We start from the raw sequence: 12948 nt of genomic DNA, 5'->3' as shown, positions 1-12948 counted from the left end.
ACTTAGAGATCGTGCGCGCCCATCTCGTCGATGATCCAGTTCCGGAAGGCCCTGATCTTCGGCACATTCCGGCGGTTCCCGGGATAGGCCAGCCAGTAATCGCGGCCGTCGTTGCAGGATAGTTCGAAAGGTTGATAGAGCCTGCCTGCGGCGATATCTTCTTCGAAATGCCCCGGATTCAGAATGGCGACGCCTTGCCCCGCCGCGGCTACACTCGCGTCCATGATTTGCGTGCCGAGTTCGTTTCTGGGGAATTTCTCCAGTCCCGGATTATCGATCCCTGCTGCGGCAAACCAAATCCGCCACCAATGGTCCCCGGCGCTGATGATCGATAGTTTGAGGAGATCGGCGGGCGTATGAACGCCGCCGACCTTGGCAGCAAGCACCGGACTTAACATCGGCGAAAAATCGAGGCGCATGATGCGATGGCAACAGAGACCCGGCCAATTGCCGTCGCCCCAGCGGACAGCCAGATCGGCCGCCTCCCTGTTGAAATCTATGAGTGTTGCAGATGTCTTCAGCCTGACGGCAATGTTAGGATGTTTTAGCTGAAACGAGCCAAGATGGCGCGACAGCCACTGTTGGGCAAAAGTCGCCGTCGAATGGATCGTCAGAGTCTCCTCGGATGCTTGTCGAAGCGATTCCATCGCCTCGGCCAGCATCGCGAAACCTTCGGTGACCCTTGGCGCCAGCCGTTCACCGGCATCGGTAAGGCTAATCATGCGCGGGCGGCGCAGGAACAGCGGTTCGCCGATATTCTCTTCCAGCAGCTTCACTTGATAGCTGACGGCAGTTTGCGTCATGCCGAGCTCTTCGCCCGCCTTGGTGAAGCTGCCGAGCCGCGCCACAGCCTCAAAGACGCGCAGCGCATTCAGCGGGAACTGTTTCGACAGCTTCATGGATAACTTCTCTTTATGCATTCAGACGATTGTTCGATTGGAATTGCAGCATTTTTAGCGGCACTCTGCAAGCCATAGCATCAGTTGAACAAAGGTGATGTCATGGACTGCCACGCTATCGAGGAAAGCTCGAAACCCGTCAATCTCTCGCTTTCAGCGCTTGTTTCAGGCATCGCGGCGTGGGCTTATGGCAAGATATTCCACCCGTCGCGGCTCGATCTCGAGGGCACACCGGACCGCGTGAAGCGCGATCTCGGCTTCCTGGATGGACGCGATCCGCGCTACGAGGCCGATCTCTGGCGATAGGCGGAAAGCGCCGTCAAGATTTCGGCGGCGGTCATGGCGGCGATCACTTCCGGCCGCTTGTCCCTGACCGCCGAACCGCCAATCGGCAGCGTGAGGCGGTCGAGCAAGCTTCGCTCGCCTCCTTCGCGCATAAGCCAGTTTGCGAAGGTCGCGCGTTTCGTGGCCGAGCCGATCATGCCGGTATAGGCAAGATCGGTTCTCTCCAGCGCTTCACGCGCGATCAGGAAGTCCAGCGAATGGTCGTGCGTGAGGATGACGACGGCGGAACCGCCGGGCATTTCCTTCACCAGCGCTTCCGGCATCGCCATAAGCCGCGTCTTCGTTTCCGCCGGCAGGTTCGCAAGCTCTTCCGTTCGCGTCTCGACCACCATCACGGAAAGCGGCAGCGGCGCAAGTGCCGCAGCGAGCGCGTGCCCGACATGGCCTGCACCGAAAAGATAGACCTCCGGCCGCCGCTCTGTTTCTTCGGCCTGCCGTGCTCCCAGTTCCGCCATCAGTTCATCCGTCACCCGCCGGAACCGCAATTGCGTACGCCCGCCGCAGCACTGCCCGATCTCCGGTCCCAGCGGAATATCCATGACCTTGCTGCCGCCGCCCGCAAGCAGTTCGCGCGCGTTGCGGATCGCCATGAACTCCAACTGCCCACCGCCGATCGTGCCCCAGGCGGCGTTTTCGGAGACGAGCATGAAGGCGCCGGCTTCGCGTGGGGTCGAACCCTGGGTTCCGACGACGTCGATGAGGATGATGGCTGGGTGGGCGGACGCGAAGGAAAGGAAAGAGGAAGTCATGGCGCGAAAGCACCCCCCTCTGCCCTGCGGGACATCTCCCCCACAAGAGGGGAGATTGATATGACGCGCGCTTGCCGCCAAACAATATGCGAATTATCGCAGCCTGCTGGTCGCAGGGAGCCGTCGTCTCTAGACAATCTCCCCCCCTGTTCGGGAGATGTCCAGCAGGACAGAGGGGGGTACAACTTGCACCAGCTTCCCCGCTCATTCCCCTTGACTTGAGGCGTTAGTGAGCAAGCCACTCTTACACCCGCTTCATCCGCTCCACCGCCATCAGTACCCGCTCCGGCGTTGCCGGGGCGTCGAGCCGTGGGCAGACCTTGTAGTCGGCGACGCTGGCGACGGCCATGGAGAGCGCTTCGAGCACGGAGATTGCCAGCATGAGGGGTGGTTCGCCGACCGCCTTGGAGCGGCCGATGGTGGGCTCGGTGTTTTCTGACCACTCGGCGAGGCGGACGTTGAATATCTTCGGACGGTCGGAGGCGAGTGGGATCTTGTAGGTCGAGGGCGCATGTGTGCGCAGCCGGCCCTTGTCGTCCCACCAGAGTTCTTCCGTCGTCAGCCACCCCATGCCCTGCACGAAGCCGCCTTCCACCTGGCCGATATCGATCGCCGGGTTCAGCGAGCAGCCGACATCGTGAAGGATGTCGGTGCGGTCGATCAGATATTCGCCGGTCAGCGTATCGATCGAGACTTCGCTGCAGGCGGCACCATAGGCGAAGTAATAGAAAGGCGTGCCGCGGCCCGCGGCCCGATCCCAATGGATCTTCGGCGTCTTGTAAAAGCCTGCTGCCGAAAGCTGCACGCGGGCGAAATAGGCCTCCTTTATGAAATTGGGGAAGGGGATTTCCGCCTCGCCAACGCGCACCCGGTTCGGCAGGAAGACGATGTCCGACGCATCGACGTTCCATTTGTCTGCGGCGAAGGCAACGAGCCGCTCCTTGATCTGCCGGGCGGCGTCATGGGCGGCCATGCCGTTCAGGTCGGAGCCGGACGAGGCGGCGGTCGCGGACGTGTTCGGCACCTTGCCGGTGGTCGTCGCGGTGATCTTCACGCGGTCGATATCGACCTGGAAGCTGTCGGCCAGCACCTGCGCGACCTTGGTGTAGAGGCCTTGGCCCATCTCGGTGCCGCCGTGGTTCAGGTGGATCGAACCGTCCTGATAGATATGCACCAGCGCCCCCGCCTGGTTGAAGGCGGTCATGGTGAAGGAGATGCCGAATTTCACCGGCGTCAGCGCGATGCCCTTGCGGATGTAGCGGCTGTCGCGGTTGAAGCCGATGATGGCATTGCGGCGTGCCTGGTAATCGGCGCTTTCCTCCAGTTCCTCGACGATGCGCAGGATGATGTTGTCTTCAACTTCCTGATGGTAGGGCGTCGTCGTGCGGCCGGAACCCGGCTGTCCGTAGAAGTTCAGCTTGCGGATTTCGAGCGGATCCTTGGCAACTGCGTAAGCGATCTCTTCGATGAAGCGCTCGGCCCCCAGCATGCCTTGCGGCCCGCCGAAGCCGCGGAAGGCGGTATTGGAGACGGTATGCGTCTTCAGCGGCATCGAGGTCAGATGCACATGCGGATAGAAATAGCTGGAATCGGCGTGGAAGAGGGCACGGTCCGTCACCGGGCCGGAGAGGTCGGAAGAAAAGCCGCAGCGCGCCGCATAGGTCGCGTCGACGGCGTGGATGCGGCCTTCGTCGTCAAAGCCCAGCTCGTAATCCACCAGGAAGTCGTGGCGCTTGCCGGTGGAGCTCATGTCCTCGTCGCGGTCAGGACGGAACTTGACGGCGCGCTTCAGCTTCTTGGCGGCGATGGCGGCAAGCGCTGCAAACTGGTTGCCTTGCGTTTCCTTGCCGCCGAAACCGCCACCCATGCGGCGCACGTTCACCGTCACGGCATTCGACGGAATGTTCAGCACGTGGCCGACGATATGCTGGATCTCGCTCGGGTGTTGAGTCGAGGCCCAGACGGTCACATCGTCATCTTCGCCGGGGATCGCCATGGCGATGTGGCCCTCGAGGTAGAAATGCTCCTGACCACCGATGCGCATCTGGCCCTTGAGGCGATGCTGGGCGTTGTCCATCTCGGCCTTGGCGTCGCCGCGCTGCAATGTCATCGGGCTGATGACGAGCGGGCTGCCGTTTTCGAGCGCACCGTCGATATCGCTCCAATGCGGCAGGTCGCGATACTCGATCTTCGCCTTCTGCGCGGCATGGCGCGCGGCGTCGCGGGTTTCGGCGATCACGGCAAAGATCGGCTGGCCGTGGAATTCGACCTTGGCGTCGGCAAGCAGCGGCTCGTCATGGCTGCCGTTGGAACTGACGTCATTGGCGCCCGGCACGTCCTTGCCGGTGAAGACCCAAACGACGCCAGGGTGTCTGCGGACTTCCGAAAGATCCATGCTGAGAATCTCGGCATGGGCGCGGTCGGAGGTGCCGAGCGCGCCGTGCAGCAGGCCGGCGGGTTCGGGAATGTCATCGATATAATCGGCAGTTCCGGTCACATGCTTATGCGCTGAATCATGTTTCAGCGAAGCGTGCATGGGGCCCCTGATGATGACTTTGGTGGTGTCGAAGGTGGATTTATCCATGGCGCACCTCCCGGGTGAATATGGGAGCCGCTACCTTTGCCTCCTCCCTCATTCCTATGCTTGTCACAGGAATCCATTCACGGCGCGTCTGCGCCGTGAATGAATCATTCGCCTGAAGGGAGTCTCTCGCGCCCAAGGGCTTGGGCGCACTGGATTCCTGTGACAAGCACAGGAATGAGGAGGAGAGGGTAGGCTTGCGAGTTTTTTCTGCCTGCACTGCCATCCGCCCTATGGGCACCTTCTCCCCGAGGGGAGAAGGTGAAACCGAGACGGGGCGGCATCCCCTTCTCCCCAGCCGGGGAAAAGTGGCGGCAGCCGGATGAGGGGGTGGGCTTGCACCAATGCTGATCACCATCACGCCACTCCCTCGAACCGCTTCAATTCCACCGGCGTGCCAACCGTTTCCAGGTAGAAGCGCTTGAGCAGGTTCTTTGCCGTCAACTGCCGGTATTCGGCGGTGGCGCGCCAGTCGGTGAGGGGCTGGAAATCGGCATCGAAGGCGCCACGTGCCCTGTCGACGGTTTCCTCGTTCCACGGTCTGCCGATGAGATCGGATTCGACGGTGCGGGCACGCTTTGGCGTTGCGGCCATGCCGCCGAAGGCGATGCGCACGTCGTTGACGTCGCCGGCCTCGTCGAGCGTCAGATAGAAGGCACCGAGCACGGCGGTGATGTCCTCGTCGCGGCGCTTGGTGATCTTGTAGACCGCGAAATGGCTGCCTTCGGCCGGGTAGGGCATGAAGACGCTTTCGACGAATTCGCCGGCTTTGCGGTCCTGCTTGCCGTATTCGACGAAATAGTCCTCCAGCCGCAGCATGCGCGTGCCCGCTGCCGAGCGCATCTTCAGCGTCGCGCCAAGCGCGATCAAAGGCGGTGGGCTGTCGCCGATCGGCGAGCCATTGGCGATGTTGCCGCCGATCGTGCCCATGTTGCGCACCTGCTCGCCTCCGATGCGGTTGATGAGATTGCCGAGCGTCGGCACTTTCGGGGCGAGGGCTTCGAAAGCCTTGGTATAGGTGACGCCCGCACCGATCGTGACGCCGCCATCGGTCACCTTGATCGTCTGCAACTCGTTCAGGTGGTTGATGAAGACGGCAGGGTTCAGGGCGCGCATCTGCTTCGTCACCCAGAGCCCGACATCGGTCGAGCCGGCGACGACGGTCGCATCCGGCTCCTCGGCCAGAATGCGCGCCAGCGCCTCGACCGAACCAGGAACGATTAACCGCTCCTCGCCGGATGCGATCGTGATCGTCTCGCGCGTCTGCATCGCCCAGAGCCTTGAGACGATCTCGGAGCGAGTCTTTTCGAGCGGGTCGAAGAGCGTGCTCGGGCGCGCGCGGCTGACGGCTTCGGCCGCCTTGACGATCGGCTCGTAACCTGTGCAACGACAGAGATTGCCCTGCAACGCCTTTTCGATCTCGGGCCGTCCGGGCTTCTCGTTTGTGAGCCACAGGCCGTAGAGGGACATCACGAAGCCCGTGGTGCAGAAGCCGCATTGCGAGCCGTGATAGTCCACCATCGCCTGCTGCACCGGATGCAGCGTACCGTTCCTGGCGGCCAGGTGCTCGACGGTGACGACATGCGTGCCGTTCAGCGATCCCAAGAAGCGGATGCAGGCATTGACCGTCTCGTAGAAGAGCTTGCCGTCGAGCAGGCGGCCGACGAGCACCGTGCAAGCGCCGCAATCGCCCTCGGCACATCCTTCCTTCGTGCCGGTCAGCCGGCGCCTCAATCGCAGAAAATCAAGAAGCGTCTCGGTCGGGTGGACATCGGTAAGCGCGATGTCCTCGCCGTTGAGGATGAAGTGGATGCTGTCTTTCATGATGTTCCTTATTCTTGTTTTTGAAATGGTTATGCCGCGGTCCAGCCTCCGTCAATCGAGATGTGGGTGCCGGTCACCTGCCGGGCGTCGTCGCTGGCGAGGTAGAGCGCCATGGCGCCGATCTCCTCGGCCTTGACGAATTCGTGCGTCGGCTGGGCCTTAAGGATGACCTCGGTCTTTACCTGCTCTTCGGTCATGCCGCGGGCCTTGGCCGTATCCGGTATCTGCTTTTCGACGAGCGGCGTCAGCACATAGCCGGGGCAAATGGCGTTCACGGTCACACCGAATTCGGCAAGTTCGAGTGCGGCTGTCTTCGTCAGACCTAATATACCATGTTTTGCGGCCACATAGGCGGACTTGAACGGCGAGGCGACGAGGCCGTGCGCCGAGGCGATATTGATGATGCGGCCATGTTTCTTCGCCTTCATCAGCGGGATGGCGGCACGCATCGTATGAAACGAGCTCGACAGGTTGATGGCGATGATCTGGTCCCACTTCTCGATCGGGAAATCCTCGATCTTCTCGACATGCTGAATGCCGGCATTGTTGATTAGCACGTCGACGGTACCGAAGGTCTTTGCCACCGTGCCGATCAGGTCGGCTATCTCCGCTGGCTTCGTCATATCTGCCGGATGGTAGAGCGCGCTTCCTTTGGAAAGTGATTCAAGCCGCTCCACTATCGCCTTGATCTCATCCGAATTTCCGAAGCCGTTGATGACGACATTGTCGCCCTTGCCGGCAAAGGCGGTGGCGATCGCAAGCCCAATGCCGCTGGTGGATCCAGTGACAACAACGGTTCTCTTCATGCTCGTCTCCCTATGGCTTGTTTTCGCGACGCAATCTCGCGAAGGTTATGCCCAAAGCGGCGCTTCTGGCAATCGCGCGGGAGAGACGATTTGTAGGCCGGAGACAACGACCGAAGGCCGGATGAGAGCTGTTTCTTTTTCGTTTTATTTTCTTTTCAGGTTCGCTTTGGTGCCTTATTGATTTCTGCAACAAAGCACTCGCATGGGAGGGACAGGCGTGAGCGGATATGTTTTGGCGATCGATCAGGGCACGACATCGACGCGGGCGATCATTTTCGATGGCGAGATGAGGATCGCCGGCGCGGGCCAGAAGGAGTTCACGCAATTCTATCCGCGTTCAGGCTGGGTCGAGCACGATCCGGAGGAAATCTGGGATTCGGTGGTTTCCACCATCCACATGGCGCTGCGCGAGGCGAAGATCGAAGCCAAGGATATCGCAGCACTCGGCATCACCAACCAGCGCGAGACGGTCGTCGTCTGGGAGCGCGAGACCGGCAAGCCGATCCACAACGCCATCGTCTGGCAGGACCGCCGCACGGCGAATTACTGCGACAATCTCAAGCGCCAGGGCCTCGAAAAGACGTTCACCAAGAAGACAGGGCTGATCCTCGATCCCTATTTCTCAGGCACCAAGCTTTCCTGGTTGCTGGCCAACGTGAAAGGGGCACGGGCGCGCGCTGTCAAGGGCGATCTCTGCTTCGGCACGATCGACACCTTCCTGATCTGGCGGCTGACCGGCGGCAATAGCTTCGTCACCGATGCCACGAATGCATCGCGCACGCTGATGTACAATATTGCCGAGAACAACTGGGACGAAGACCTGCTCGATATCCTGCGCGTGCCGGCCGCCATGCTGCCGGAGGTGAAGGACTGCGCTGACGATTTCGGCGTTGCCGATGCCTCGATCTTCGGCGCCGCGATCCCGATCTTCGGCGTTGCCGGCGACCAGCAGGCCGCGACCATCGGCCAGGCTTGCTTCGAGCCCGGCATGATGAAATCGACCTACGGCACAGGCTGCTTCGCGCTCTTGAATACCGGCGCCGACATGGTCCGCTCTAACAACCGGCTGCTCACCACAATCGCCTACCGCCTGAACGGCGAGACGACCTATGCGCTTGAAGGCTCGATCTTCATTGCGGGGGCTGCCGTGCAGTGGCTGCGCGACGGCCTCGGGATCGTCGACCGCGCTTCGAAGACCGGCGAGCTTGCGGAACGGGCCGACCCGACACAAGAGGTCTATCTCGTCCCCGCCTTCACCGGCCTTGGCGCGCCGCACTGGGATCCGAAGGCGCGCGGCGCGATCTTCGGCCTCACCCGCAACAGCGGTCCAGCCGAATTCGCCCGCGCGGCGCTCGAAGCCGTCTGCTACCAGACCCGCGACCTGCTCGATGCCATGCAAAAGGACTGGAGGAACGGCAAGGACGACACGGTGCTTCGCGTCGACGGCGGCATGGTCGCCTCCGACTGGACGATGCAGCGGCTGGCCGACCTGCTCGAAGCTCCTGTCGACCGTCCGGCCATTCTCGAAACCACCGCTCTTGGTGCTGCCTGGCTTGCCGGGAGCAGGGCAGGCGTGTGGCCCGACCGCAAGACCTTCTCGGCTAAATGGAAACGCGACCGGCGCTTCGAGCCGGACATGGATGAGAAGACGCGGGCCGCGAAGATCAAGGGGTGGCGCAATGCGGTGAAGCGGACGCTGAGCGGCTTTTAGCATTGCTTTCGCGCGGCTATCGCCGCTTGGCCGCTTCAAGCTGCAATTGCTCGCCGCTTCCGCCCTGCCGGCGGAGCGTAGAGCCAGCCGGCGCCGCTGCGATGGGCGACCGCCTTGATGGCGAGCGACAGGCCGATCGCCACGACCACGACAAGCGGTGCGGTCACATAGCCGCTTGCCGCATGCGCCTTCACCAGCGCCGCGATCGCTGCCACCAGCAGCGAAACGATCATGACGTGGGTCACATAGACCGGAAGCGTATTGCGACCAAAATAGGCGAAAGCATGCAGGACTGGCTGCAGCCGAGACATTAGCACGGCGGTTCCGCAGAACCATGCCAGACCAGCGATGGAAGAGAGCAGCGCCCAGCTGCCTTTCTCGACGGCCTGCAGCCGCCAGCGCAACAGATAGAGTGCCGCAAAGAGCAGGAAGCCGCCGAATGCCGTGAGAACTGGGCGCTCCGTGATCGTGCCGACCACGGATTTTCCGTACCAGCAGCCGAAGAGGAAGAAGACAAAATACTGCAGCACATTGCGATGGGTGAAGAGGTCGACCGGCAGATGCTCGCCGAAGGCGAGGATCGAGACCACTGCGGCGATCGCGATCGTCGCCGCATGATGGGCGGAGGAGAGGAGCTTTGTGGCAACCATGAAGATCGCCAGTGCCCAGATGAACCGGATGCCGGTGTTGGGCGCCCACCACATCTCGATCAGCTGGTAGGGATCGCTGCCTTCGGCCGGTACCAGGGCGTTGGTCTGGACATAGCGGAAGAACAGCCAGCGCGCGGTGCTCCAGATCGCGAAGAGATAGACGAGCAGCCAGATTTTCCGGCGCAAAAAGTCGCGCCAGGACGCCTGTACGGCCGATGCCGCAAGAAAGCCGGAGACGGTGAAAAACAGCGGCATCCGGATCGGCGTCATGATGCTACTGAGGCGGGCATAGAGGTCCGGGGCGATCTCGTGGAAGTCGTGGTAGAGGAGCGTGTGGTAGATGACCACGAGGATGATCGACATACCCTTGGCGATGTCGAGCCAAGCGATGCGGGTTTTTTGCTGCATGGCCGCTCCCCGAATTGTGCAACGCAACAGCAATAAATAGGCGAATTTCGTCAAAAACGAGGGCGCGCAGCCAATCTCTTCATCGGGGCGGAATGCCGCAGCAAGGCCGCTTGTCAATTATGTACCGATAGGTACAATGTAATCATATTGGTACAGGAGATGATCATGAGTGCACTTGTCCCGCCTTTCACACTAGAAACCGCAACGCAGAAAGTCCGCATGGCAGAGGACGGCTGGAATAGCCGTGATCCGCAAAGAGTATCGCTCGTCTATACGCCGGACAGCAGCTGGCGGAACCGGGCGGAATTCATCAACGGCCGCGCAGAGATCGTCGCGTTCCTGACGCGCAAATGGGCAAAGGAGCTGGATTATCGGCTGATCAAGGAACTCTGGACCTTCGGTGGGAACCGAATCGCCGTGCGCTTTGCCTATGAATGGCATGACGACAGCGGCAACTGGTTCCGCTCCTATGGCAACGAGAACTGGGAATTCGATGAGGCGGGCTTGATGCAGCGGCGTTTCGCCTGCATCAACGATCTGCCGATCAAGGAATCGGACCGTAAATTCCACTGGCCACTCGGCCGGCGGCCGGACGATCATCCCGGCCTATCCGACCTCGGCCTTTGAAAGGAGGGCGTCAGATCTGAAAACGCTCTACGAACGCACCGACGTCGTACCGCTGCTTGCCGAAATCTTCCGCGAGCTGGGCTTCGAGGGCGCGACGCTCAGCCGGATCACCGAGCGGACCGGCATCGGCAAGGGAAGCCTCTATCACTTCTTTCCCGGCGGAAAGGAAGAGATGGCGGCAGTCGTACTCGCCGATGTCGACACCTGGTTCGAGCAATTCGTCTACGAGCCGCTTCGTCGCGACGATCCTGCGGAAGCGATCGCCGCGATGTGGAAGAATGTCGATGTCTATTTCCGCTCCGGCGGCCGGATCTGCCTAGTCGGCGCCTTTGCGCTGGACGAGACCCGCGAGCGATTTGCGGCTGTCATCAACACCTATTTCCAGCGGTGGATCGATGCGCTCGCCGATGCACTCGTCCGCAGCGGCCGCCCGGCCGGCGAGGCGAGGGCGGTGGCCGAGGACGCGGTGCTCGGCATCCAGGGGGCTCTTGTGCTATCGCGCGCGCTGGATGACAAGGCCTTGTTCAAGCGCGCGCTGGATCAGATGGCGAAGCGGTTGAGCGCCACTTGAGCATAGCCGGTGCTGCAGCTCCTTGGCGTCCTCCCATTGCCGTGGCTTGCCGATCCTCCGAACGATAATTTTTTGCTGCGTCCTGTCGGTTGCCGGGTTACTTCTTCGTCATTGAGGAAGAGGAGTGAGAGATGCTTTACGCAATCCTTTGCTATGCCAATGAAGAGACGGTTTTCTCCTGGTCCAAGGAGGAGGAAGACGCCGTCATGGCGAAGCTTCATGCCGTACAGGCTCCCGTCGCCCAGGCCGGAAAACTTGGTCCGGTCGGGCGGCTGATGCCGACGACTGCGGCAACCACCGTTCGCAAGGGCAAGGAAGAGCCGCTTGTGCTCGACGGCCCGTTTGCCGAAACCAAGGAAGCGCTGCTCGGCTTCTACGTCGTCGATTTTGAAACCCTGGACGAAGCGGTCGCCTTTTCGAAGGAGCTGTCGGCGGTCAATCCAGGCTCGACATCCTATGAAATTCGGCCGTTCTACGTCTTCCGACCCGGAGAAGCCTCGACATGACGGATATTGCCTGGATCGATGTTGCGCTGACTGCTGCCCGGCCAAAGGCGCTGGGCGCGCTGCTGCGCTACTTCCGCGATCTCGATATTGCGGAGGAAGCGTTTCAGGAAGCATGCCTGCGCGCGATCCGCACCTGGCCGGACAAGGGGCCGCCGCGCGATCCGACCGCCTGGCTGATCTTCGTCGGCCGCAACAGCGGCATCGATGCGGTGCGCAAGCAGGCGAAGACCCAGGCACTGCCGGACGAAGATCTGATTTCCGACAAAGAGGATGCCGAAAGCGATATCGCCGACCGGCTGGACGATTCCAACTATCGCGACGACATCCTGCGGCTGCTCTTCATCTGCTGCCATCCGGACCTTCCGGCGACACAGCAGATCGCGCTCGCATTGCGGATCGTTTCCGGGCTCTCCGTGCAGCAGATCGCGCGCGCCTTTCTCGTCGGCGAAAGCGCCATGGAGCAGCGGATTACCCGCGCCAAGGGACGGGTCGCGAAAGCCGGCGTGCCGTTCGAGACGCCGGGGCCGGAGGAGCGGGCGGAACGTCTCGCGATCGTCTCAACGATGATCTACCTGATCTTCAACGAGGGTTATTCGCAGGGCGATCCGAAACGCGAGGCCGCTGCCTTCAGCGACGAGGCGATCCGGCTCGGCCGTCTCCTGCTTCGCATCTTTCCGAGCGAGCCGGAGATCATGGGACTGCTGGCGCTGATGCTGCTGCAGATATCCCGGCGTGATGCGCGCTTCGATGCCAATGGCGAGTTGGTGCTGCTGGAGGATCAAGACCGCTCGCGTTGGAACCATGCGCTGATCAACGAGGCGCTGAACCTGCTCGACAAGGCGATCCGTCACCGCCGGCCCGGACCCTATCAGCTGCAGGCGGCGATCGCGGCCCTCCATTCGCGGGCGAAGCGCGCCAAGGACACGGACTGGGAAGAGATCGATCTGCTTTACGGCGTGCTCGAGCGCCTGCAGCCGTCGCCGGTCGTCACGCTCAACCGGGCGGTTGCGGTATCGAAACTCAAAGGACCGGAAGAAGCGTTGAAGCTCGTCGACACGCTCGGTGAAAAGCTCGACGGCTATTTCTACTATCATGGCCTGCGCGGCGGACTGCTGAAGCAGATGGGCCGAGCGAGGGAGGCGCGCGAAGCCTTCGACCGTGCGATCGCGCTTGCGAATTCCGCTGCCGAAGCGGCTCATATCCGCCTGCAGATCGACAAGCTGCAGAGTGAGCATGCACACCCGGCTGCGAAATAAATTTCAAGAAAAAAT

12 protein-coding genes are annotated in these 12948 nt (G+C 61.6%); 6 read left to right on the top strand and 6 right to left on the bottom strand.

Going from position 1 to position 12948, the window contains the following annotated elements; translation table 11 throughout:
• Window positions 1-2: 2 nt before the first annotated feature.
• Window positions 3-899 carry a LysR substrate-binding domain-containing protein gene (locus tag N2599_RS12100; RefSeq protein ID WP_027508267.1) on the bottom strand — a complete coding sequence of 299 codons (897 nt, stop codon included), beginning with the start codon at window positions 897-899 and terminating at the stop codon, window positions 3-5.
• A gap of 102 nt (window positions 900-1001) precedes the next feature.
• Between N2599_RS12100 and N2599_RS12095 the strand changes: the two genes are divergently transcribed.
• Entirely contained in the window at window positions 1002-1205 is a 204-nt protein-coding gene (locus tag N2599_RS12095) for a hypothetical protein (RefSeq protein WP_027508268.1), read from the top strand.
• Here N2599_RS12095 and xdhC read toward each other — a convergent pair.
• From xdhC to N2599_RS12075, 4 genes are all read right to left on the bottom strand, one after another.
• Window positions 1181-1993 (bottom strand): xanthine dehydrogenase accessory protein XdhC, encoded by an 813-nt coding sequence (xdhC, locus tag N2599_RS12090; RefSeq protein ID WP_027508269.1) that lies wholly within the window; start codon window positions 1991-1993, stop codon window positions 1181-1183. The genes N2599_RS12095 and xdhC overlap by 25 nt on opposite strands.
• Window positions 1994-2237: 244 nt before the next feature.
• Window positions 2238-4577, bottom strand: a complete 2340-nt coding sequence (gene xdhB, locus N2599_RS12085) for a xanthine dehydrogenase molybdopterin binding subunit (protein ID WP_027508270.1) — start codon at window positions 4575-4577, stop codon at window positions 2238-2240.
• Window positions 4578-4931: 354 nt separating this feature from the next.
• Window positions 4932-6398, bottom strand: coding sequence for a xanthine dehydrogenase small subunit (xdhA, locus tag N2599_RS12080; protein WP_027508272.1), 1467 nt, complete (start codon window positions 6396-6398; stop codon window positions 4932-4934).
• 29 nt (window positions 6399-6427) lie between these two features.
• Window positions 6428-7204 carry a 3-hydroxybutyrate dehydrogenase gene (locus N2599_RS12075; RefSeq protein WP_027508273.1) on the bottom strand — a complete coding sequence of 259 codons (777 nt, stop codon included), beginning with the start codon at window positions 7202-7204 and terminating at the stop codon, window positions 6428-6430.
• Window positions 7205-7421: 217 nt separating this feature from the next.
• Here N2599_RS12075 and glpK point away from each other — a divergent pair, with 217 nt between their 5' ends.
• The gene (glpK, locus tag N2599_RS12070) at window positions 7422-8915 is read left to right on the top strand and encodes a glycerol kinase GlpK (protein ID WP_027508274.1); all 1494 of its coding nucleotides are present in this window, start codon (window positions 7422-7424) and stop codon (window positions 8913-8915) included.
• Between the two features lie 35 nt (window positions 8916-8950).
• Here the strand turns inward: glpK and N2599_RS12065 are convergent, their stop codons facing one another.
• Window positions 8951-9973: an acyltransferase family protein gene (locus N2599_RS12065; RefSeq protein WP_027508275.1), complete on the bottom strand. Its 1023-nt coding sequence runs from the start codon at window positions 9971-9973 to the stop codon at window positions 8951-8953.
• A 165-nt stretch (window positions 9974-10138) separates the two neighbouring features.
• Here N2599_RS12065 and N2599_RS12060 point away from each other — a divergent pair, with 165 nt between their 5' ends.
• From N2599_RS12060 to N2599_RS12045, 4 genes are all read left to right on the top strand, one after another.
• Complete coding sequence (locus N2599_RS12060; RefSeq protein WP_027508276.1) at window positions 10139-10600, top strand: nuclear transport factor 2 family protein; 462 nt, start codon at window positions 10139-10141, stop codon at window positions 10598-10600.
• Window positions 10601-10616: 16 nt separating this feature from the next.
• Window positions 10617-11171: a TetR/AcrR family transcriptional regulator gene (locus N2599_RS12055; RefSeq protein ID WP_027508277.1), complete on the top strand. Its 555-nt coding sequence runs from the start codon at window positions 10617-10619 to the stop codon at window positions 11169-11171.
• Between the two features lie 131 nt (window positions 11172-11302).
• Window positions 11303-11677: a YciI family protein gene (locus N2599_RS12050; RefSeq protein WP_027508278.1), complete on the top strand. Its 375-nt coding sequence runs from the start codon at window positions 11303-11305 to the stop codon at window positions 11675-11677.
• Window positions 11674-12933, top strand: a complete 1260-nt coding sequence (locus N2599_RS12045; protein ID WP_027508279.1) for an RNA polymerase sigma factor — start codon at window positions 11674-11676, stop codon at window positions 12931-12933. The genes N2599_RS12050 and N2599_RS12045 overlap by 4 nt, the downstream gene beginning before the upstream one ends.
• Window positions 12934-12948: the final 15 nt, after the last annotated feature.

It is taken from the genome of Rhizobium sullae, assembly GCF_025200715.1.
Classification (GTDB): domain Bacteria; phylum Pseudomonadota; class Alphaproteobacteria; order Rhizobiales; family Rhizobiaceae; genus Rhizobium; species Rhizobium sullae.
Note: the sequence above shows the minus strand (reverse complement) of the source record. Positions and strands in the feature narration are given on the sequence as shown.